At 61.3% G+C, this 21,155-nt stretch carries 18 protein-coding genes; 6 read left to right on the top strand and 12 right to left on the bottom strand.

The genetic code is table 11. The features are described 5' to 3' along the window. Nucleotides 1-171: 171 nt before the first annotated feature. Nucleotides 172-1,302 carry an AGE family epimerase/isomerase gene (locus HX807_RS02375; protein WP_177049128.1) on the top strand — a complete coding sequence of 377 codons (1,131 nt, stop codon included), beginning with the start codon at nucleotides 172-174 and terminating at the stop codon, nucleotides 1,300-1,302. Here the strand turns inward: HX807_RS02375 and HX807_RS02370 are convergent. The 9 genes from HX807_RS02370 to HX807_RS02330 form a co-directional block, all read right to left on the bottom strand. Further along, entirely contained in the window at nucleotides 1,274-2,179 is a 906-nt protein-coding gene (locus HX807_RS02370) for a cation diffusion facilitator family transporter (RefSeq protein WP_008439079.1), read from the bottom strand. The genes HX807_RS02375 and HX807_RS02370 overlap by 29 nt on opposite strands. Before the next feature lie 224 nt (nucleotides 2,180-2,403). Next, a complete protein-coding gene (locus HX807_RS02365; RefSeq protein ID WP_008439080.1) occupies nucleotides 2,404-3,171 on the bottom strand; it encodes an SDR family oxidoreductase in 768 nt (255 codons plus the stop codon). Nucleotides 3,172-3,961: 790 nt separating this feature from the next. Next, complete coding sequence (locus HX807_RS02360; protein ID WP_003217439.1) at nucleotides 3,962-4,678, bottom strand: ABC transporter ATP-binding protein; 717 nt, start codon at nucleotides 4,676-4,678, stop codon at nucleotides 3,962-3,964. Beyond that, nucleotides 4,675-5,550, bottom strand: coding sequence for an ABC transporter ATP-binding protein (locus HX807_RS02355; RefSeq protein ID WP_003217442.1), 876 nt, complete (start codon nucleotides 5,548-5,550; stop codon nucleotides 4,675-4,677). Before HX807_RS02355 ends, HX807_RS02360 begins: the two co-directional genes overlap by 4 nt. Continuing rightward, a complete protein-coding gene (gene livM / locus HX807_RS02350; RefSeq protein WP_003217445.1) occupies nucleotides 5,547-6,824 on the bottom strand; it encodes a high-affinity branched-chain amino acid ABC transporter permease LivM in 1,278 nt (425 codons plus the stop codon). The genes HX807_RS02355 and livM overlap by 4 nt, the downstream gene beginning before the upstream one ends. 2 nt (nucleotides 6,825-6,826) lie before the next feature. Then, nucleotides 6,827-7,741 carry a branched-chain amino acid ABC transporter permease gene (locus HX807_RS02345; RefSeq protein WP_003217447.1) on the bottom strand — a complete coding sequence of 305 codons (915 nt, stop codon included), beginning with the start codon at nucleotides 7,739-7,741 and terminating at the stop codon, nucleotides 6,827-6,829. Nucleotides 7,742-7,954: 213 nt separating this feature from the next. Beyond that, nucleotides 7,955-9,091: an ABC transporter substrate-binding protein gene (locus HX807_RS02340; protein ID WP_017478363.1), complete on the bottom strand. Its 1,137-nt coding sequence runs from the start codon at nucleotides 9,089-9,091 to the stop codon at nucleotides 7,955-7,957. Nucleotides 9,092-9,467: 376 nt separating this feature from the next. Then, nucleotides 9,468-10,751 carry an FAD-binding oxidoreductase gene (locus tag HX807_RS02335; protein WP_087692468.1) on the bottom strand — a complete coding sequence of 428 codons (1,284 nt, stop codon included), beginning with the start codon at nucleotides 10,749-10,751 and terminating at the stop codon, nucleotides 9,468-9,470. Nucleotides 10,752-10,921: 170 nt separating this feature from the next. After that, complete coding sequence (locus HX807_RS02330; RefSeq protein WP_177049126.1) at nucleotides 10,922-12,412, bottom strand: aldehyde dehydrogenase family protein; 1,491 nt, start codon at nucleotides 12,410-12,412, stop codon at nucleotides 10,922-10,924. A gap of 154 nt (nucleotides 12,413-12,566) precedes the next feature. Between HX807_RS02330 and HX807_RS02325 the strand changes: the two genes are divergently transcribed. From HX807_RS02325 to nadE, 3 genes are all read left to right on the top strand, one after another. After that, nucleotides 12,567-13,463, top strand: coding sequence for a LysR family transcriptional regulator (locus HX807_RS02325; RefSeq protein ID WP_177049124.1), 897 nt, complete (start codon nucleotides 12,567-12,569; stop codon nucleotides 13,461-13,463). A 225-nt stretch (nucleotides 13,464-13,688) separates the two neighbouring features. Continuing rightward, nucleotides 13,689-14,903 carry a nicotinate phosphoribosyltransferase gene (gene pncB, locus HX807_RS02320; RefSeq protein WP_003217456.1) on the top strand — a complete coding sequence of 405 codons (1,215 nt, stop codon included), beginning with the start codon at nucleotides 13,689-13,691 and terminating at the stop codon, nucleotides 14,901-14,903. Nucleotides 14,904-14,906: 3 nt separating this feature from the next. After that, entirely contained in the window at nucleotides 14,907-15,734 is an 828-nt protein-coding gene (gene nadE, locus HX807_RS02315; RefSeq protein ID WP_177049122.1) for an ammonia-dependent NAD(+) synthetase, read from the top strand. A gap of 288 nt (nucleotides 15,735-16,022) precedes the next feature. On the opposite strand, the gene azu is transcribed toward nadE, so the two are convergent. Further along, nucleotides 16,023-16,469 carry an azurin gene (azu, locus tag HX807_RS02310; RefSeq protein ID WP_008439083.1) on the bottom strand — a complete coding sequence of 149 codons (447 nt, stop codon included), beginning with the start codon at nucleotides 16,467-16,469 and terminating at the stop codon, nucleotides 16,023-16,025. A gap of 337 nt (nucleotides 16,470-16,806) precedes the next feature. Here azu and HX807_RS02305 point away from each other — a divergent pair, with 337 nt between their 5' ends. Both HX807_RS02305 and HX807_RS02300 read left to right on the top strand, forming a co-directional pair. Then, a complete protein-coding gene (locus HX807_RS02305) occupies nucleotides 16,807-17,394 on the top strand; it encodes a TIGR00730 family Rossman fold protein (protein WP_003217468.1) in 588 nt (195 codons plus the stop codon). 68 nt (nucleotides 17,395-17,462) lie between these two features. Then, nucleotides 17,463-17,642 (top strand): hypothetical protein, encoded by a 180-nt coding sequence (locus HX807_RS02300; RefSeq protein WP_003217470.1) that lies wholly within the window; start codon nucleotides 17,463-17,465, stop codon nucleotides 17,640-17,642. Nucleotides 17,643-17,712: 70 nt separating this feature from the next. Here HX807_RS02300 and HX807_RS02295 read toward each other — a convergent pair whose 3' ends face one another. Both HX807_RS02295 and HX807_RS02290 read right to left on the bottom strand, forming a co-directional pair. After that, on the bottom strand, nucleotides 17,713-18,603 hold the full coding sequence (locus HX807_RS02295) for a transglutaminase family protein (RefSeq protein ID WP_003217471.1): 891 nt from the start codon (nucleotides 18,601-18,603) through the stop codon (nucleotides 17,713-17,715). Continuing rightward, on the bottom strand, nucleotides 18,603-21,089 hold the full coding sequence (locus HX807_RS02290; protein ID WP_177049120.1) for a circularly permuted type 2 ATP-grasp protein: 2,487 nt from the start codon (nucleotides 21,087-21,089) through the stop codon (nucleotides 18,603-18,605). Before HX807_RS02290 ends, HX807_RS02295 begins: the two co-directional genes overlap by 1 nt. Nucleotides 21,090-21,155: the final 66 nt, after the last annotated feature.

Here is a 21,155-nt window from a genome sequence, read left to right as displayed (position 1 = left end):
CCTGAGGGCCCCTTCGCGAGCAAGCCCGCTCCCACATTCGACTGCATTCCAACAATGGAACTCGATCGAATGTGGGAGCGGGCTTGCTCGCGAAGGCGGCAGTAAAGACAACACCGATCCCAAGCCTGATACCATGTCGCGCAAACACCCCTGCCGTGACGACGCCAGCCGATGCCCATCGCTCCAAGCTCCGCCCTCAAGCCTCAATTGACCGCCGTGTTGACGCACTTCCACGACCTGATCGTGCCGCTCTGGCAAGGCCCGGGCTGGAATGCCGACCTGGCGCTGCCCTATGAGGCCCTGGACGCCGATCATCGGCCTTTGCCCCCGCAACGCTATCGCGCCATGGCCTGCGCACGGCAGTTGTACCTGTTTGCCAGCCTGATCGGTGAACCCGGCGCAGCCTTTGCCGAGGAGCGCGCCGCCGCGTTGTTCCGTTCCCTGCAACGGCACTTCCACGACGCCGAGCACGGCGGCTGGTTCTACAGCATCGACGCCCACGGCAAGCCGCTGGATAAGCGCAAGGACCTCTACACACACGCCTTCATCATCTTCGCCTGCGCCCACTATTGGGCCAAGGTACGTGAATCGCTGGTGGAATCGGTACTCGACGCCGCCCTGGAAGTGGTCGCCGAACGCTTCGCCACCGGCGACGGCCTGTACGATGCGGTGCTGGAACGTAACTGGTCATCCCTCAAGTCTGGCCCTCTGCAAAACCCGCTGATGCACCTTGCCGAAGGTTTCCTCGCCACGTTGGCCGTGCGGGAGGACGCCGTCACCCAAGACGCGTTGCTGGACCTGGCCAACGCCATGCAGAAGCGCTTCATCGACCGCCAACACGGGGTGATGATGGAAAAACCGCTGGGCGCTGTGGATAACTGGTTTGAACCGGGGCATCAGTTCGAATGGTTCTTCCTGCTGGAATCTTCGGATTTGCTGCGGGGCACACCGTTGCACACATCACTGAGCAAAGCGTTCACCTATGCAGAGCAAAAGGGTGTGGATAACCTGACCGGTGCGGTCAGCGGCATGCTCGCCCTGGACGGCAGCGTGCGCGACGGCACCCAGCGCATCTGGGCCCAGGCCGAATACCTGCGGGCGCTGACCTTGCGGCCCGACAGTGAAGCCGTGCTGCAACGCCAATTGCTGGCGCTGCAACAACGCTTCCTGCACGACAAAGGCTGGAATGAGTGCCTGGATGCCAAGGGGCACGTGAGCCGGCGGGACATGCCGTCGACCACGCCTTACCACTTGGCGACGTGCTACCTGGGCCTTACGCAATCCATTTGCGGTCCCCGGTAAAACTGATCGTCAGCCAGCGGGCCGCATCCGGCTTGCCCAACCCTGTGGATATTTCTTCGCGCAGCCCGTCCAGGGTGGCGACGTTATCCACCGGGTAATCCGCCGGCAGCACCACATGAATCTCGATAAACCGCGCCCGCCCGTGCTTCTGTACGTAGGACACGTAATCATCGAAACCATGCCTGGCCACGACCGCCTCCATCACTTCGCGCACTTTGCCGTCCAGTTGGTCCGGCACAATCCCCAACACGTCGCGTAGCGCCGGGCGCAGGATCTTGAAGGCCGGCGCCAGCATGCTCAACGCCAGCAGGATCAGGATCAACGGGTCCACATACACCGCCCACTGCCCATAGCCCTGGGACTTGAGCAACAGCGCCGCCAGGAAGCTCACCAGCAGCCCCACCGACAGCATCGCGTCCACCAGCCAGCTGATGTTGTCGAACTGGATCAGCGACGACTTGAGCGTGCGATTGCGGTAACGCACGTAGAAGAAATAGGCGAACTCGACGACGGTAAACACCGCCGCATAGATGATCACCAGACCCAACTCGATATCGCGCCCGCCATTGATAATGCCGAACACGCCGTTGAGAAACGCGTAGATGGCGATCAACAGCAGGAAACTGCCCTCGATCAGCAGCACCATGGGCTCCAGGTGCCAGTAGCCGAACTGGAAACGTTCGTTGCTTTTCTTGGCGATCAGCTTGGCCGTGATCAGCATCAGCACCTTGATGGCGGTGGCGATCAGCGAGAAAAAGCCGTCGAATAAAATCGATTGGGCGCCCGACACCACCCCCGTGACAATCCCGGCGATCGCCACGGCGAACATCAGGATGGTCGATTGTTTGAGCAGCGACTGCTCACCTCGGTTACTCACATATCCTCCTGTCAAAACCTTTGAACCGCACAGCGCGGCGGGGTTTTCAGGGGTGGAGTGTACCTTATGTCCTGTTTTGGCCGATTTGCCGCATTTTCCAGGCTGACAAAAACCCTGTGGCGAGGGAGCTTGCTCCCGCTGGGCGGCGAAGCCGCCCCAAAAAAGCCAGGGCCGCTTCGCAGCCCAGCGGGAGCAAGCTCCCTCGCCACAACAGCTCGACGAACTTAGGCCTTGGCGCCACGCTCAATCGCAAACCCGGCCCAGGTCTGGCTCACTGGCATCAGCTCCAGGCGGTTGATGTTCACGTGTGCCGGGGTGTTAAGCACCCAGAAGATCGTATCCGCAATGTCCTGCGGCTGGATCGGCTCGGCACCGGCATAAGTCGCGTCATAACGCGCCTGGTCACCGGCAAAGCGCACCAGCGAGAACTCACTCTCACACAGGCCCGGCTCGATGTTGGTCACGCGCACGCCGGTGCCCTGCAGGTCGCAACGCAGGTTCAGCGAGAACTGTTTGACGAAGGCCTTGGTGCCGCCATACACGTGGCTGCCCGGGTACGGGTAGCTGCCGGCAATGGAACCGAGGTTGATGATGCCGGCGCCACGGCCGTGGGCGATCAAGCGCGGCAACAGCAGGCTGGTGGTGGTCAGCAGGCCCTTGATGTTGGTGTCGACCATGGTTTCCCAATCGTCGAGGCTGCACTTCGGCGCAGGGTCGGTGCCCACCGCCAGGCCGGCGTTGTTGATCAGCCCGCGCAGCGTGGCAAAGGACGGCGGCAGGTTGGCGATCGCCTCTTCCATGGCCTTGCGGTCACGCACGTCCACCACCAGGCCGAGCACTTCGGTCTGCTTGGAAAGCTCGGCGCACAGGGCGTTCAAGCGCTCTGCGCGGCGGCCGGTGAGCACCAGTTTCCAGCCGGCTTCGGCAAAACGGCGGGCACAGGCTTCGCCAAAACCGGAGGTCGCGCCAGTAATAAACAGCGTATCGGACATGGTGTTCTCCTTGCGGGGCTACGAGGTAAAAAATCAGCCAGCAGAATGCCCGGCTGCCGGGCTGGCGGCAACTGATACACGCTGTGGACACAGGTGAATGCCGCTCATGCTGTACGAAATTCAACCAATCGCCCGAAAGCCATACAGGCCGTGGCGTGCAGCCATGTGCGCGCACCTTATCCACAGCCCCGTCCACAGTCTTTGGGGGCAAGTACAAAAGCTGAAAGCCGCGCTACACAAGGCTTTCAGCGCGATTCAAAAAGTTTTTTGCTTGACCTTGCGCAGCCCGTATGTAGCCCGGTTCAAAACAGTGCAACCAGGACGATGGCTCCAGGCCAGTCATTCCGGCCTCTGCGGCACTCTTTCCAGAGTTTAGTCACAGACTTATCCACAGGCCGGAGTGACATATTCCGGTCATATACCTGTGTCTTTAAACAGGTTGACAAACCCCTCGGGTGGTCACGAAAAACTCACTGATCAATAAACAACCACCACGCTGCAAGCCGCGAAAACAAAGGCCTCCAGCCAGCTACTCCCACGTTACCCACAGCCGGTTCCACAGTGCTTGGGGACAAGTCAAAACTGTGACAAAACAGGGATTTGCGGCGGCTATATGTCGCGCTTTGGCAGGTGCCCGGATTTGTTGTCCACAATTTCAGGAAAGCACTGTGGATGATCGTTCCCACGCTCTGCGTGGGAATGCAGGCCGGGACGCTCCGCGTCCCAAAGCGTGACGCAGAGCGTCACAAGAGGCGTTCCCACGCGGAGCGTGGGAACGATCAGAGTTACATCAGTGCCCGCCGAGGTAGGCGTTACGCACCTCCTCATTCACCAGCAGCTCCTTGCCGGTGCCGGTAAGGCGAATCTCGCCGTTGACCATCACGTACGCCCGGTCCGACAAGCGCAGCGCATGGTTGGCGTTCTGCTCCACCAGGAAGATGGTCATGCCGGTAGACGCCAGCTCCCGCAGCGTGGAAAAGATCTGCTTCACCACGATCGGCGCCAGCCCCAGGCTCGGCTCGTCCAGCAGCAACAGCTTGGGCCGGCTCATCAGTGCGCGGGCGATGGCAAGCATCTGCTGTTCACCACCGGACATGGTCATCGCCCGCTGGTTGCGCCGCTCCTTGAGCCGCGGGAACAGCTCGAACATGCGCTGCATGTCTTCGGTGGCGAACTTGTCGCCAATCGGGATGGTGCCCATCAGCAGGTTTTCCTCGACGGTCATGTCGGGGAACACCCGCCGCCCTTCCGGCGACTGCGCGATGCCGTTGGAGGCGATGTAGTGGGACGACTTGTGGGTAATGTCGACGCCGCGGTAGATGATCTGCCCGGACTCGGCCCGTGGCTGGCCAAAGATCGACATCAGCAGCGTGGATTTACCCGCGCCGTTGGAGCCGATCAGGCTCACGGTTTCGCCTTCGTTGATGTGCAGCGAAACTTTCTTCAGGGCCTGGATCGGGCCGTAGAACACGTCCAGGTCTTTCAGTTCGAGGATTGGCTCACTCATACCAGCTCCTCTTCGTCAGCGCCCAGATAAGCCGCGATCACCTTCGGATCATTGCGGATCGCTTCCGGCCCGCCCTCGGCAATCACGTTGCCGTGGTCCAGCACCACGATGTGGTCGGAAATACTCATCACCATGCCCATGTCGTGTTCGATCAGCACCACCGTCAGGTCGTGCTCGTCCCGCAGCAGGCGAATCATCGCGCTGAGGGCTTCGGTTTCCTGGGGGTTGAGGCCGGCAGCCGGTTCGTCGAGGCAGATGATCTGCGGCCGGGTGCACATGGCACGAGCGATTTCCAGGCGGCGTTGCTGGCCGTAGGACAGCTCGCCGGCCAGGCGGTTGGCGCAGTCCACCAGGTCCACCACTTCCAGCCAGTAGAACGCATGGTCGAGGGCATCGCTTTCAGCCTTGCGGTAGCCCTTGGTATTGAGGATGCCCGCGAGCATGTTGCGGTTGACCCACATGTGCTGGGCCACCAGCAGGTTCTCCACCACCGACATTTCCTTGAACAGGCGAATGTTCTGGAAGGTGCGCGCCAAACCCGCCCGGTTCACCAGGTGAGTGCCGCCGAACATCTTGTAGAACACCCGGCTGACGAAGCTTTTCGGCGAGACAAAGTCGGTGGCCTTGAAGCGCTCGCCCAGCAGTTGGATCACGTTGGTCTGCTTGCCGCGCACATTGAGTTCGATCTTGCCGCCGGAGGCTTTGTAGAAACCGGTCAGGCAGTTGAACACGGTGGTCTTGCCGGCACCGTTGGGACCGATCAGGGCGAAGATCGAGTTGCGCTTGACCTTGAGACTTACGTCGCTCAAGGCCTTGATGCCACCAAAGTGCATCATCAGGTGTTCCACGGAAAGAACGACTTCCTTGCTCATGGCGCCACTCCTTTACGTGGGACAACACCGGTACGGCTGATACGAATCAGGCCTCGTGGTCGCCAGATCATCATCACCACCATCAACACGCCGAAGAGCAGCACGCGGTACTCGGAGAAGCTGCGCAGCAGCTCCGGCGCCACCGTCAGCACGAACGCGGCAATCACCACGCCGACGGTCGAGCCCATGCCGCCCAATACCACGATGGCGAGGATCAGCGCCGACTCGAAGAAGGTGAACGACGACGGGTTGACGAAGCCCTGGTAGCTGGCGAAAAACACCCCGGCCAGACCGGCAGTGGACGCGCCGATGGTGAACGCCGAGAGCTTCACCAGCACGTGGTTGAGGCCCATGGAACGGCAGGCGATTTCGTCTTCGCGCAAGGCTTCCCACGCGCGGCCCACCGGCATGCGGGTCAGGCGGTGCTTGATGTACAGCACCAGCAGCACTACCAGGAACAGCACGATGTAGATGAACAGGAATTTGATGTTGGGGTTGTAGTCGATGCCGAAGAACTCGTGGAACGGCACCCCGCCATCCTTCGCCTTGCGCACGAACTCCAGGCCGAAAAACGTCGGCGAGGGCACCGGCATGCCGTTCGGGCCACCGGTAAACGACAGCCAGTTATTCAGCACCAGGCGGATGATTTCACCGAAGCCCAGGGTCACGATCGCCAGGTAATCGCCGTGCATTCGCAGCACCGGAAACCCGAGTATGCACCCCGCCAGCGCCGCACAAATCGCCGCCAGCGGCAGCACCGACCAGAAGCCCAGGCCGAGGTACTGGTAACCCAGCGCCAGGCCATAGGCGCCGATGGCGTAGAACGCCACGTAACCCAGGTCGAGCAGCCCGGCCAGGCCGACCACGATGTTCAGGCCAAGGCCCAGCAACACGTAGATCAACCCGAGGATCACCACGGTCAGCAGGTATTTGTTGGCAAAGAACGGGAACACGATGGCAATCACGATCAACGCCGGGATGATCCAGCGCAGGCGCGACTTGTAGTCCGGCTTGAGCACATGCACACCGGAGCCGGTGCTTTCAAACCCTTGCAGAATCCGCAGGCCCCTTGGGGTTTGCAGGAACAGGCTCATGGCGAACCGGCCGACCATCACGATGGCCACCAGGATGCCGACACGCGCCGGTTGCAGGTTGAAGCTGTAGCCGTCGAGGACCACGCCGACGATCGGACCGAACACGATCAGCGAAATCAGCCCGGCGAGTACCGCATCGACGACACTTTTCTTGATATCGATAGAGTAGGCAGCAGACATAGTTATACCTTCGCCACGAGTGGGCGACCGAGCAGGCCCTGGGGACGGAAAATCAGGATCACCACCAGCAGGGAGAAACTGAACACGTCTTTGTAGTCAGAGTTGATCAACCCCGAGAACAGCGACTCGGAAATACCCAGGATGATCCCGCCCAGCATGGCCCCAGGCAGGGAGCCGATGCCGCCGAGTACCGCTGCGGTAAATGCCTTGATGCCGATGATGAAGCCGGCATAGAAGTCGAACGTGCCGTAGTTCAGGGTGATCAGCACACCGGCCAGCGCGGCCATGGCGGCACCAATCACGAATACGTAGGAGATGACCCGGTCGGTGTTGATACCGAGGATCGACGCCATCTTGCGGTCTTGCTGGGTAGCGCGGCACATGCGGCCGAGCTTGGTGTACTTGATGATGTAGGTCAGCAGGCCCATGCCGACGAACGCGGCCACCAGGATGAACACCTTGGTGTAGGTCAATTGCACGAAGCCGGTGCCGATATCGACTCTCCAGGCGCCGGCCAGCAGCGTCGGGATGCCTTGTTGCTTGGCGCCCTGGGCGATCTGCGCGTAGTTCTGCAGGATCAGCGAAATACCGATGGCGCTGATCAGCGGTGCCAGTCGGGTGGAGTTGCGCAGCGGTTTGTAGGCGACACGCTCGATGACCCAGCCGTAGACGCCGGTGACGACGACGGTGAAGATCAGGGTGCCAAGGATGAGCAGCGGGAAGGATTCGATGCCGAAGTAAGCCAGCAGTGCCAGACTGATCGCCGCGAGGTAAGCGGAAATCATATAAACCTCGCCATGGGCGAAGTTGATCATGCCAATGATGCCATAGACCATTGTGTAGCCGATGGCGATCAAGCCATAGACCGACCCGAGGGTCAGCCCATTGACCAGTTGCTGCAGGAAAATACCATCCATAACGCAATCTCACGCAGTGAGAGCCTGCACACGGGTGCGTGTGTGTGCGGATCTTCTAGGAGGAAAACAGAGGCTCAGCACTCGCCCACTGCAGGAGCGAGCTTGCTCGCGAAAAACCCGAGAGCGACGCATGCATCCAGGATGCCCGCGTCATCGTTGACGTTCTTCGCGAGCAAGCTCGCTCCTACAGAGAGGTCATGCAGTCAGTTCGGATTACTTCTGCTTTTCCAGCTGGTGATACTTGCCATCCTTGTCCCACTGGTAAACCACATAGTCGGAGACTTTCAGGTCGCCCTTGGCGTCCCAGGTCTTCTCGCCCATGACGGTTTTGACCGGGTGGGCTTTCAGCCACTTGGCCGCGTCTTCGCCCTTGTTGGACTTGGCGCCATTGAAGCCAGCGGCCAGGGCCTGGAGTGAAGCATAGGCATACAGGGTGTAGCCTTCAGGCTCGGTGCCACTTTTGCGGAACTCTTCCACCACCGCCTTGCTGTCTGGCAGCAGACGCGGGTCGGCGCCAAAGGTCATGTACACGCCGTCCACATACTGTGCGCCGCCGGCGGTCGCTACCAGTTCGTCGGTGACCACACCGTCATCGGACATGAACTTGACGTCTTTCAGGCCGGCTTCACGAATCTGGCGAACCAGTGGACCGGCTTCCGGGTGCAGGCCGCCGAAGTACACGACATCAGCACCGGTGGAGCGGATCTTGGTGACCAGGGCGCTGAAGTCTTTCTCGCCACGGGTCAGGCCTTCTTCCAGCACCGGCTTCACGCCACGCTTGGTCAACTGCGCCGCGGTGGCGTCAGCCAACCCTTTGCCGTAGGTGTCCTTGTCGTTGATAACCGCGACTTTCTTGCCCTTGAGCACGTCGACAATGTAGTCACCGGCCACGATGCCTTGCTGGTCGTCACGGCCGCACATACGGAACATGGCGGTCATGCCGCGCTCGGTCACTTGCGGGTTGGTGGAGCCTGGAGTGATCGCGATTACACCCGCGTCGTTATAAACCTCGGAGGCCGGAATGGTGTTCGAGGAGCAGAAGTGCCCGACCACACCGATCACTTTGTCCTGGTCAACCAGACGGTTGGCCACGGCCACGGCCTGCTTGGGTTCGCAGGCATCGTCGCCGGCAACCAGCACGACTTTCTCGCCATTGATGCCGCCGGCCTTGTTGATAACGTCGGCTGCCGCCTGGGCACCTGTCATGTACTGCTTGCCAAATGCCGCGTTGGCACCGGTCATCGGCCCCGCTACGCCAATCTTCACATCAGCTTGAGCAAACGCAGAAACACCCAGCGCCGCAGTAACGGCGAGGGCTAGAAAACCTTTCTTGTAAAACGTCTGGGACATGAGTGGTGCTCCGAGGTTTTTGTTGAATTGGCACTGCAGCTTCACTTCAAAAACTTTCGGAGAAAGCCCAGAGCAAGCGTCGTGCCATTACGTTTTTATTATTCAAAAAGACACGGTGTCATTGTTATTGCAGGTTTTTGGGCGCCTTTTGATTGGACGTGCAACCGTCTATCTCAACCAGGTGCAACCATTGGACCTATAAAGTGCAACCCGACCAATCTAGCACTGCAACCCGGCCACTAAACGGCCACCCTTAAACATGTAACAGCGTGCGTAACGGAAGTGCACATTTACAGTGCGTTACTGCTACGACTCGCACCAATACAGATTAGTAGCCGGCTAAGAAAATGCAGGCTTCTGAGGGGTATTTCGTTGATCAGATCACGATCCGCAGGCATTGGCCCGCGTGATACAGCGAGAATCCCGCCTCGTACAAACAGCTGCGCAGGCCCACACCGGCCAACGGCTGCATCGGCGCAAAGGGGATCGGCAGTGCCTGTGGATCCTGGTGACACAGATAATCCGCGAAGGCTTTGCCCACGACACTGCCGGTCGTCACCCCGCGCCCGTTATAACCGGTGACCGCCACCAGCCCGGGCGCCGGCTCGAACAGGCGCATCAAGTGGTCCGGGGTGAACGCGATGCAGCCGGTCCAGGTGCACTCCCACTGCACCGGTTTGAGGTACGGGAAGTAGTGCTGTTGCACCCGATCGGCCCAGGCCTTGAGGAACCACGCGGGTTTCTGGTTGCCGTTGCCCAGGCTGCCGAGCAGCAGGCGGCCTTCGGCGTCGCGGCGGATGCTGCTGAGTACCTGGCGAGTGTCCCAGGAGCCTTGGCCGCCCGGAAGGATTTGTTGGGCGGCGTCGTCGGTCAGAGGGGCCGACGCCACCTGATAGTAATAACCGGGGAAGAAGTTGCGGCGCAGTTCGGTCCACTCGCCTTCGGTGTAGGCGTTCGAAGCGATCACCACCTGTTCAGCCTGCACCGAGCCTTGGGCAGTCTGCACTGACCAGTGCTGGCCCTGGCGTTCCAGTTGGGTGACTGGGGAGTGATCGAACAACTGTCCGCCGAGCCCGACGGCGGCATTGGCCAAACCACTGGTGTAGGCCATCGGGTTCAAGGTGCCGGCCCGCCGGTCGAGCAAGGCGGCAGCAATCTTTTTGGTACCGGTGGCTTGTTCGCATGCAGCGCCGGTCAACAGCTCCACCGGTGCACCGCGACGCTTCCATTGTTCCTCACGACTGCGCAAATCCGCCTCGCCACGGGCGTTGTGCGCCATGTGCAAGGTGCCCTCGCGACGCAGTTGGCAGTCGATGTTGTATTTGTCGATCAGGCTGAACACCAGGGACGGTGCCGCGCCGAGCATGCGGTTGAGCTGGCTGCCCACCGCGGTACCAAAACCGGCTTCGATCTCGTCCGGGGGAATCCACATCCCTGCATTGACCAGCCCTACGTTGCGCCCCGAACCACCGTGGCCGGTGCGATGGGCCTCGAGTACGGCGACACTTTTTCCTTGTTCCAGCAAGTGTATGGCTGCCGACAAACCGGTGATGCCGGCGCCGATCACGCACACATCCACTTTTACCTCGCCCTTGAGCGCGGCACGATCCGGCCGGCCAGGAGTGAGTTGTTCCCACAAGCATGCTTCGCGTAATGCCATTGCCAGACTCCGATGAGACCTAACAAACCACTTTTCCGAATTGTAAATACGGTCAAATGTGGGAGCGGGCTTGCTCGCGAAAGCGGTGGATCAGATAAGCATTCGTTGACTGACACACCGCTTTCGCGAGCAAGCCCGCTCCCACATTGACCTCACTCCGACTTGAGGTATCAGTCGAAGGTAATACCCTGGGCCAGCGGCAGTTCCAGCGAGTAGTTCACGGTGTTGCTCTGGCGACGCATGTACCCGCGCCATGCATCCGAGCCCGACTCACGCCCGCCACCGGTCTCTTTCTCACCGCCAAACGCGCCACCAATCTCCGCGCCGCTCGGGCCGATGTTGACGTTGGCGATCCCGCAGTCACTGCCTACCGCCGACATGAACTGCTCGGCCTCGCGCACGTCAGTGGTAAAGATGCACGAAGACAGGCCTTGTGGCACCGCATTGTTCAGGCGCAGCGCTTCAGCGAAATCGGTATAGCCGACCACATACAGAATCGGCGCGAACGTCTCGGTGCACACCACATCACTCTGCTCCGGCATTTCCACGATGGCCGGCGACACGTAGTAAGCGTTGGGGAACGTGTCTTCCAACTGGCGCTTGCCGCCAAACACCCGGCCGCCTTCGCTCAAGGCCTGCTCCAGGGCGTCCTGCATGTTTTCGAAGCTGTGCTTGTCGATCAGCGGGCCGATCAGGTTGCCTTCCAGCGGATGGCCGATGCGCACTTTGGAATACGCAGCCTTGAGGCGGGTGACGATTTCCTCCTTCACCGACTCATGGGCGATCAAGCGGCGCAGGCTGGTGCAGCGCTGGCCGGCGGTACCGACGGCGCTGAACAGAATCGCGCGCACGGCCATGTCCAGGTCGGCGCTTGGGCCGAGGATCATCGCGTTGTTGCCGCCCAGTTCGAGAATGCTGCGGGCAAAACGTGCAGCGACTTTCGGCGCTACTTCGCGGCCCATGCGGGTGCTGCCGGTGGCGCTGATCAGCGCAACACGCGGGTCATCCACGAGTGCGGCGCCGGCATCGCGGCCACCGATGATCACCTGGCTGAGGTACGGCGGCGCATCGCTGAAGTTCTTCAGTACGCGCTCGAACAGTGCCTGGCAGGCCAGGGCGGTAAGCGGGGTTTTTTCCGACGGTTTCCAGATCACTGCGTTGCCGCACACCAGCGCCAGCGCGGTGTTCCACGCCCATACGGCGACCGGGAAGTTGAAGGCGCTGATCACGCCAACCACGCCCAGCGGGTGCCAGGTTTCACGCATGTGGTGGCCCGGACGCTCGGAGGCGATGGTCAAGCCGTACAACTGGCGCGACAGGCCGACGGCGAAGTCGCAGATGTCGATCATTTCCTGCACTTCACCCAAACCTTCCTGGGTGATCTTGCCGGCTTCCCACGACACCAGCTCGCCGAGGTCGGCCTTGTACTCGCGCAACACGTCACCGAACTGGCGCACCAGCTCACCACGACGGGGGGCCGGCACCTTGCGCCAGGCCTCGAATGCATGCTCGGCGCGACTGACCTGCTGCTCCACCTCGGCGGCGCCTTCCCAGTGCACGCTGGCAATCCGGCTGCCATCAATGGGCGAATGCACGGGTTGTTTACCCGACTGGTACAGCGCCGGGTTTACCCCGAGACGATCAAGCAATGCGGCAACCATGGGTCACTCCTTCAATCTACAAACAGAAATATGCGCCGCCAGCGGTCGCGGCGATCCAGACCTTATTTGTAGCTGGCCCAAGACTTGCCAACAAACGACGATTAGGCGAGATATCATTCCGTTTATTCATGCTAAGAACAAAAAGAGGCGTGCCGTGCTGAATAAAAGACATTTGCCCTCGATCACCGCCCTGCAGTGCTTCGAAGCGGTCACCCGCCACCTGAGTTTTACCCGCGCCGCCGAAGAGCTGAACCTCACCCAGAGCGCTGTCAGCAAACAGGTCGCGCAGCTGGAAGAACTGTTGCAGCACCTGCTGTTTCGCCGGGTGCGCCGCCGCTTGCAGATGACCCCGGCGGGCGATCTGTACCTGGTGGAAGTGCGCAAGATCCTCACCCAGATGGAGATGTCCACCCATTACCTGCGCTCCTACGGCGGCGAGACTGAAGTGCTGCGGGTGTCCACGCCCTACACCTTCGGCGCCCGCTGGCTGGTGCCGCGCCTCAAGGGCTGGCGACTGCGCCATCCGCAGATTCACCTGGACCTGTGCAACGAACAGGAGCCCGACGAGCTGCTGCAAGGCAAGGCCGACCTGGCCTTCTACTTTGGCCAGGGCTCACGGCCCGGCACCGAGAGCCTCAAGCTATTCAGCGAAGAACTGGTGCCCGTGTGCTCACCCGACAGCCTGCCCGCCCAAGCATTTACCGACCCCACGCAACTGAGCGAACTGGTGTTGCTGCAAAACGCCTCGCGCCCGCAAGGCTGGCACGACTGGTTCGCCGCCCAGGGTCATCACACCGAGCACAGCTACCATGGGCCGCGCTTCGAGACCTTTTATATGTGCATTCGCGCCGCACAGGTTGGCTGCGGTGTGGCGCTGCTGCCCAGGTTTCTGGTGGAAGAAGAGCTAGCAGAAGGCAAACTGGTGATCCCCTGGCAGCATGCGATGCCGAGCCAGGATGCGTATTACCTGGCCTACCCCGAGCACTCGGCGGAAGTGCCCAAGGTGCGAGATTTTGTGAAGTGGATGATGGAGCAGGTTGAGTCTGATTGAGGCGCGTCGCCTGCAATACCGCCTTCGCGAGCAAGCCCGCTCCCACATTTGGAACGCATTTCAAATGTGGGAGCGGGCTTGCTCGCGAAGGCGTCAGGGGCCAAACAACAATGCCCAGCTGAAAAAACACTGGCAAAACAGCACAGGTCTATGCGCCACTAGCGCCATTCCTTAATTGTGCGTAAAGGTCGGCGCCCATCGCCGACCCGTCTGGAGATTCCCGTTATGAGCGAGAGTGTGTTTGCCGATCGCATCGTGCAGAACCTGCTCGACACCGACTTCTACAAGCTGACCATGATGCAGGCGGTGCTGCACAACTACCCGAACGTGGAAGTTGAATGGGAGTTTCGTTGCCGCAACAGTGAAGACCTGCGCCCGTACCTGGCGGAGATCCGCTACCAGATCGAGCGCCTCGCCGAGCTGAGCCTGAGCCCCGACCAACTGGGCTTCCTGGAACGCATCAGCTTCATGAAGCCGGATTTCCTGCGTTTCCTCGGGCTGTTTCGCTTCAACCTGCGCTACGTGCACACCGGTATCGAAAACGGTGAGCTGTTTATCCGCCTGCGCGGGCCATGGCTGCACGTGATCCTGTTTGAAGTGCCGATGCTGGCCATCGTCAGCGAAGTGCGTAACCGCTATCGCTACCAGAGCGTGATCCTCGAACAGGCCCGCGAGCAGCTGTATCGCAAGTTCGACTGGCTGACGGCCAACGCCAGCGTCGAAGAACTGTCCGAACTGCAGGTCGCGGATTTCGGCACGCGTCGACGCTTCTCCTACCGCGTGCAGGAAGAAGTGGTGAACGTGCTCAAGCACGACTTCCCCGGGCGTTTTGTCGGCACCAGCAACGTGCACCTGGCCCGCGAGCTGAACATGAAGCCGCTGGGCACCATGGCCCACGAATGGATCATGGCCCACCAGCAACTCGGCCCGCGCCTGATCGACAGCCAGATCGCCGCCCTCGACTGCTGGGTGCGCGAGTACCGTGGCCTGCTGGGCATCGCCCTGACCGATTGCATCACCACCGATGCGTTTCTCAGCGATTTCGACCTGTACTTCGCCAAGCTCTTCGACGGCCTGCGCCACGACTCCGGTGACCCGGTGCAATGGGCCGAAAAGGCGATCGCCCACTATCACAAGCTGGGGATCGAGCCCATGAGCAAGACCCTGGTGTTCTCCGACAGCCTGTCGCTGCCCAAGGCGCTGGAGATTTTCCGCGCGCTGCGTGGTCGGATCAATGTGAGCTTCGGCATCGGCACCAACCTGACCTGTGATATTCCAGGTGTGGAACCGATGAGCATCGTGCTTAAAATGACTGCCTGTAATGGCCAGCCCGTCGCGAAGATTTCCGATGAAGCGGGCAAGACCCACTGCACCGATCCGAACTTTGTCGCCTATTTGCGCCACGTTTTCAAAGTACCTGCCCTACCCAGCAAGGAGTGAATCATGCAAGCCGTACAGCGCGAGATTGCTGAACAGCTCAAGGTCCAACCACCGTTCAAGGACCAGGCCGCCCTTGAGGCGGAGGTCGCCCGGCGCGTTACCTTTATCCAGGATTGCCTGCTCAATTCAGGCCTCAAGACGTTGGTGCTGGGCATCAGCGGCGGCGTCGACTCCCTGACCGCCGGCCTGCTGGCCCAGCGTGCAATGCAAGAGTTGCGGGCTGCCAAGGGTGACGATGCGTACCGCTTTATCGCGGTGCGCCTGCCCTACGAAACCCAGTTCGACGAACACGACGCCCAGGCGTCCGTGGACTTTATCGAACCCGACGAACGCCACACAGTGAACATCGGCCCGGCGGTGAAATCCCTGGCCAATGAAGTGGCGGCGTTTGAAGGCAAGGCCGCAGTCTCCCGGGACTTCGTGCTGGGCAACACCAAGGCGCGCATGCGCATGGTGGCGCAGTACACCATCGCCGGCGCGGCCGGTGGTTTGGTGATCGGTACCGACCATGCGGCGGAAGCCTTGATGGGCTTTTTCACCAAGTTCGGTGACGGCGCCTGCGACCTGGCACCGCTGAGCGGGCTGGTGAAGAACCAGGTGCGCGCGATTGCCCGGCACTTTGGTGCTCCGGAATCGCTGGTAGAGAAGATCCCGACGGCCGACCTGGAAGACCTTTCGCCGGGCAAGCCGGACGAAGCGTCCCATGGCGTGACCTATGCCGAGATCGACGCGTTCCTGCACGGCGAGCCGGTGCGCGAGGAAGCCTTCAAGATCATCTGCGACACCTATCGCAAGACCGAGCACAAGCGAGTGATGCCGTTTGCACCCTGATCTGACGTAGCGGCTCATTCTGGCAAAAGGGCTTGTTGTGGTGAAGGAGCTTGCTGTGGTGAAACAGAGCTTGCTGTGGTGAAAGAGCTTGCTGTGGCGAGGGAGCTTGCTCCCGCTGGGGCGCGAAGCGGCCCCTGAAACCTGCTTACTGCTTTTTCTGATGCTACGCGGTGAGCTTATTGGGGCTGCTCCGCAGCCCAGCGGGAGCAAGCTCCCTCGCCACAAGAGCAGCCTGCCTACAGGCAAAAAAAGCGCCCCGAAGGGCGCTTTTTTTTGCCTGAAGATTGCTTACTTCAGGGTCACAGTGCCTTTCATCATCGAGATGTGGCCTGGGAACGAGCAGAAGAACGCGTAGTCAGTGCCTGCCGCCAGCTTCGACACATCGAAGGTCACGGAGTCTTTCTCGCCGGCACCGATGATCTTGGTGTGGGCGATGATGCGGGTGTCGCCGTCTTTCAGGTAGTTCTTGTCGATACCGGCGGCCATGCCGTCGCTGGCGATGCCAGGCATGTCGGCGGCGGAACTCAGCACCCAGTTATGGCCCATGACGTTTTTCGGCAAGCTGCCGGAGTGGGTCAACTCAACGGTGAACGTCTTGCAGCTCTTGTCGATTTCGATGGCCTTGGTGTTGAAGGACATCTGGTCAGTGGAGTCGACAGTGACCTTGCACTCTGCAGCAAGCAACTGGCCGCTAGCCAGAGTCAGCAGGGAAACAGCAACGAGTTTGGCAAACATGTGAATCTCCAGGGCAGGGTTTAAAAAACGCATATTGCGACAAGGGTGCCTGAGTCAGGCAGGACTTCATATGATCTGTATCAACAGATTGTATACAACTTTAGGCTATCAGACTCATCGACACAATCTACCGGCCAAAGTGCGGGTGCCGGCCTATGATCGGTCCATCACCCTTCCGGAGTCCCAGCCATGCACCTCAATAGCCTGTTCCGCAGCCTGCTTGCCGCGTATGCCTGTGGTGCCAGCGGCACCTGCGAAACACCTCAACGCGAGGTTTAATCCTTTGAGAGACGCAAGCCAGCCTTTACTCTTTAGCCACAACTGAGTGGAGTCAGGTATGTCCTTGAAGTCTGTCTGTGTGTTTTGCGGTGCCAGCAGCGGCACCAACCCGGCCTACCGTGAAGCAGCCGTGGCCCTCGGGCGCGCGCTGGCGGAGCGCAAGCTGACCCTGGTGTACGGCGGCGGCGCCGTGGGCCTGATGGGTATCGTCGCCGATGCGGCGCTGGAAGCCGGCGGCGAGGTGATCGGAATTATTCCCGAAAGCCTGAAAAACCTCGAAATCGGCCACAAAGGCCTGACCCGCCTGGAGGTGGTCGACGGCATGCACGCCCGCAAGGCACGCATGGCCGAGCTGAGCGACGCCTTTATTGCGCTGCCGGGCGGCCTGGGCACCCTGGAAGAACTGTTCGAAGTCTGGACCTGGGGCCAGCTCGGCTACCACGGCAAACCGCTGGGGTTGCTCGAAGTGAACGGCTTTTACCGCAAGTTGACCGATTTTCTTGATCATATCGTCGGCGAAGGCTTCGTCCGGGCACCGCATCGTGCCATGCTGCAAATGAGCGAATCGCCGGCTGAGCTGCTTGACGTACTGGATGCCTGGCAACCGCTGGTCCTGCCCAAATGGGTGGACCAAAAACCCGATTAACCCTTGGGACGCGATTAAAGGCAGAATACGCGCCGCTCAACCTCACCTTCGACCCCAGAGGATCGCCCATGGCAAAACCTAATTACTCCTTCGCCAAACGTCAGAGAGACTTGGCCAAAGAGCAGAAGAAAGAGGAAAAGCTGCAGCGCAAGAAAATTGCAGCCGACGAAGAAGCCGGTGCACTGAACCCGGATGCTGAAGGTACAGTGGCTACAGACGAAACCGAAGCACCGAAAGACGCTGAATAGGTGATCGTTCCCACGCTCCGCGTGGGAATGCATCCTGGGGCGCTCCGCGTCCCGATTTGAGATATGTGCATTACTCCAGCGGCATCACCGTCACCCGCACTTCCGGGTCATGGCTCCCTCCCCCCAGAATCACCCCCCGCAACGGCGAAACATCGGAAAAGTCCCGGCCCCAGGCCAGGGTGATGTGTTCCAGTGCCGGCTGCACATTGTTGGTCGGGTCAAAATCCACCCAACCCGACACCGGGCAAAACACCGACACCCACGCGTGGGACGCATCCGCGCCGATCAACCGTGGTTGGCCGGGCGGTGGCTGGGTCAGCAGGTAACCACTGATATACCGCGCCGCCAGGCCCCGGGAACGCAGGCACGCGAGCATCAGGTGGGCGAAGTCCTGGCACACGCCGCGCCGGCGCTCCAGCACTTCCACCAACGGCGTGGCGACCTGGGTGGCTTCGGCATCGAAAGTAAATTCGCTGAAGATCTTCTGCATCAGCGCCTGCACACCCAACAGCAACGGACGACCGGCCGGGAAACAGTCTTCGGAGAACTCGACGAAGCTTTTCTTCAAATGCACATAGGGCGATTCGAACCGATAGCGGCACGCCTCGATCACTTCGGCCGACAGCGGCTGGCTGCTGTAGGTCAGGCCGTTGCGGGTCTGGTCCCAGGCCGGCGACAGGCTGAAATCCAGCAGCGGCCGCGCCAACACCTCCACTGTCAGCCCGGCGTTCACCAGCAGTTCATCATGGGGCCGCTCGAATGCCAGCCGGGTGATCGGGTTGCCGAACACATCCAGTTCATCCCGGCGCGAGGTCGGCTCGGGGCTGATCTCCAGTTGCTGCGAGCTGCAGCGCTGCCAGGCGCAAGGCCGCGGCCACAGGTGCGCCAGCTGCTGGGCCAGGGACACCGGGCTGTCGTAGTGGTAGTGGGTATCGTGGAAAATCTGGTAGCGGGCACTCATCACACAGACACCGTTTGCTGGCTGACATCGTCCACATGGGCAAAATGGCGCAAGGCCAGGCGGTCGGAGACTTGCCCACTTTCATCGGCCACCGCTTGCAGCAGGTCGGCCAGGCCGTCCAGCGCAGCGCGCACACTGGACTCGCCGAACAGCGGATTCTCCAGGCAGCCCAGGTCAAAGCGCGCCAGGCGCTCCACCAACGGCGCCAACCCGGTTTCCCGGGGCACGCCGAAATCGTCATTCAAGCGGCGCAAGGTGCGGCTCACCAGTTTCAGCTGGAACAGCACTGCGTGGGGGTTTTGCTCATCCAGCAGCAACAGGTCCAGCACCGGAATCAGCTGCGGTACCGCGAGGTAGCGCGAACGATAGGTGATGCTGCTGTTGCCCAGTTCCAGCAACCACTCCAGCCCGGCCTGATCGAACACCGCCACGCCGCGCAGGAACGCCGCCAGGCTGCTGCTGAGAAACTGCAGGCGCTCGATGCGCCGGCCCATCATCAGGAAGCGCCAGCCTTCGTCGCGGGTCATGTCGTCAAGGGCAAAGCCCGACAGCGCGGCCAGGGACATCACCAGGCGGTTGAGGAAATCCAGCAGTTCGCCGAAGTCCGGCTCTTCGCTTTCCAGTTCCAGGGCTTCGCGCTGCAACTCCACCAGCGCCTGCCAGTTTTCCCGGGACAGCTTGCCGCGCACCTGGGACGCCGCCCACTGCAAGCGCTGCAAGTTGGCCCGCAGGCTCGAGGGCCAGTCATCACCGAGCAACGCCGCCTGAAGCCGCTCAGGCAACTCGCCCTCCTCCGGCAACAGTCGCAGGTTCTCACCCAGTTCAACCGCCGCCTGCAGCGCCAGCGGGTCGTCTCCGTCGACATAGCGGGCGAGGACGATCCGCAACCAGCGCGCACTGTCATCACAGCGCTCGCAATAACGGCCAAACCAGAACAGGTTTTCCACCACCCGCGACGGCAGGTACGGATCACGTCGCACCAGGTCATGGGCGCCGATGGCCCGCTGGGCGCGCCATTGCTCGGTGCCATGAGCGCGTTCGCCGAGCACCCAGGTGTCCTTGCTCGCACCGCCGCGCTGCATCGACACCACTTCGGCATCGGCATCGGCGGCCACACGGGTCAGGCCACCGGGCAGTACCCGATAACCGTCGGCGCTGGCTACGGCGTACACACGCATGCCGATGGCGCGGTGCTGAAGGTGATCGTCAACGGTTTGCCAGACCGGCGCCTGGGACAACTGCGCAAGTTCCTGGGCGACATAGGCGTAAGGCCGCGCGCGCATGCGCTCAGCCAGGGCCTCGCGTTGTTCGTCGTTCAAGTCGCGGCCAAATACCGGGGTGAAGCTTTGCGACGGAAACGCCGGCTTGATCAGCAGTTCCGGCAGTTTCTCCAGGGCTTCGGCCAGCACCGGCGGCTCACCGCACCACCAGGTGGCGATGGACGGCAGGATCAGTTCTTCGCCAAACAGGAATTGATTGATCTTCGGCAGAAATCCCAACAGGCCAGGGGATTCCAGCACGCCACTGCCCAGGGCGTTGGCCACCAGCACATTGCCCTGGCGCACGGCATCCAGCAGGCCGGGCACGCCGAGGGCCGAGTCGGTGCGCAGTTCCAGCGGGTCGCAGAAATCGTCGTCCAGGCGGCGCATGATCGCGTGCACCCGGCGCAGGCCGCTGAGGGTCTTGAGGTACACCGTGGCGTCGCGCACGGTCAGGTCGCCGCCTTCCACCAGCGGGTAGCCAAGCTGGCGGGCGAGGTACAGATGCTCGAAATAGCTTTCGTTGAAACGGCCCGGGGTCAGCAGCACGATCAGCGGTGGCTGGTCGTCGCTCGGCGCCTGGCGGGCCAGGGTTTCCTGCAAGGTGCGGAAGAACCCGGTGAGGTGCTGCACCTGCAAGTCGCGGTAAAGGTCCGGGAAGGCGCGGGACACGATGGTGCGGTTTTCCAAAGCATAACCGGCGCCGGACGGGGCCTGGGTCCGGTCGGCGGTGACCCACCAGCGGCCATCCGGCGTACGCGCCAGGTCCACGGCGTACAGGTGCAGGAACGCGCCGTCGGGCGGCTGGATGCCCTGGCACGGCCACAGGAAATTGTTATGGCCGAACACCAGTTCTGCCGGCAGCAAGCCTTCGGCGATCAGGCGTTGCGGGCCGTAGAGGTCGGCCAGTACTGCATTCAGCAGGCGCGCACGCTGGGCGATGCCGGCGGCAAGTTGCTTCCATTCATCGGCGGCCAGCACGTGGGGCAGCAGGTCCAGCTCCCAGGGACGATCGGCGCCCTTGGGGTCGGCGTAGACGTTGTAGGTCACGCCGTTTTCCTGGATCTGCCGAGTCAGCAAGGCTTGGCGCTGGGCCAGTTGCGCCGGGGTGCTGCGTTGCAAGTGATCGAGCAGCCGCTGCCAATGGGCGCGAACCGCGCCGCTGTCGTCCAGCAGTTCGTGATAAGTGCCCGCGGTCAGCGGGTAACGGTCGAGCAAGTCGGGCATGGAACGCTCGGCAGAGGCAAGGGAAGTCAGATTAATTTACAAACACTGCAAATCCAGTGTGCAAGC

It is taken from the genome of Pseudomonas sp. D8002 (genome assembly GCF_013385695.1).
GTDB lineage: Bacteria > Pseudomonadota > Gammaproteobacteria > Pseudomonadales > Pseudomonadaceae > Aquipseudomonas.
This window is presented reverse-complemented; position numbering and strand designations above follow the sequence as displayed.

What these genes read in the sequence shown, in the direction of transcription:
- HX807_RS02375 (WP_177049128.1), top strand. Translation starts at nt 172, where the DNA reads ATGCCCATCGCTCCAAGCTCCGCCCTCAAGCCTCAATTGACCGCCGTG.
- HX807_RS02365 (WP_008439080.1), bottom strand. Translation starts at nt 3,171, where the DNA reads ATGTCCGATACGCTGTTTATTACTGGCGCGACCTCCGGTTTTGGCGAA.
- HX807_RS02360 (WP_003217439.1), bottom strand. Translation starts at nt 4,678, where the DNA reads ATGAGTGAGCCAATCCTCGAACTGAAAGACCTGGACGTGTTCTACGGC.
- HX807_RS02355 (WP_003217442.1), bottom strand. Translation starts at nt 5,550, where the DNA reads ATGAGCAAGGAAGTCGTTCTTTCCGTGGAACACCTGATGATGCACTTT.
- livM (WP_003217445.1), bottom strand. Translation starts at nt 6,824, where the DNA reads ATGTCTGCTGCCTACTCTATCGATATCAAGAAAAGTGTCGTCGATGCG.
- HX807_RS02345 (WP_003217447.1), bottom strand. Translation starts at nt 7,741, where the DNA reads ATGGATGGTATTTTCCTGCAGCAACTGGTCAATGGGCTGACCCTCGGG.
- HX807_RS02340 (WP_017478363.1), bottom strand. Translation starts at nt 9,091, where the DNA reads ATGTCCCAGACGTTTTACAAGAAAGGTTTTCTAGCCCTCGCCGTTACT.
- HX807_RS02335 (WP_087692468.1), bottom strand. Translation starts at nt 10,751, where the DNA reads ATGGCATTACGCGAAGCATGCTTGTGGGAACAACTCACTCCTGGCCGG.
- HX807_RS02330 (WP_177049126.1), bottom strand. Translation starts at nt 12,412, where the DNA reads ATGGTTGCCGCATTGCTTGATCGTCTCGGGGTAAACCCGGCGCTGTAC.
- pncB (WP_003217456.1), top strand. Translation starts at nt 13,689, where the DNA reads ATGAGCGAGAGTGTGTTTGCCGATCGCATCGTGCAGAACCTGCTCGAC.
- nadE (WP_177049122.1), top strand. Translation starts at nt 14,907, where the DNA reads ATGCAAGCCGTACAGCGCGAGATTGCTGAACAGCTCAAGGTCCAACCA.
- azu (WP_008439083.1), bottom strand. Translation starts at nt 16,469, where the DNA reads ATGTTTGCCAAACTCGTTGCTGTTTCCCTGCTGACTCTGGCTAGCGGC.
- HX807_RS02305 (WP_003217468.1), top strand. Translation starts at nt 16,807, where the DNA reads ATGTCCTTGAAGTCTGTCTGTGTGTTTTGCGGTGCCAGCAGCGGCACC.
- HX807_RS02300 (WP_003217470.1), top strand. Translation starts at nt 17,463, where the DNA reads ATGGCAAAACCTAATTACTCCTTCGCCAAACGTCAGAGAGACTTGGCC.
- HX807_RS02295 (WP_003217471.1), bottom strand. Translation starts at nt 18,603, where the DNA reads ATGAGTGCCCGCTACCAGATTTTCCACGATACCCACTACCACTACGAC.
- HX807_RS02290 (WP_177049120.1), bottom strand. Translation starts at nt 21,089, where the DNA reads ATGCCCGACTTGCTCGACCGTTACCCGCTGACCGCGGGCACTTATCAC.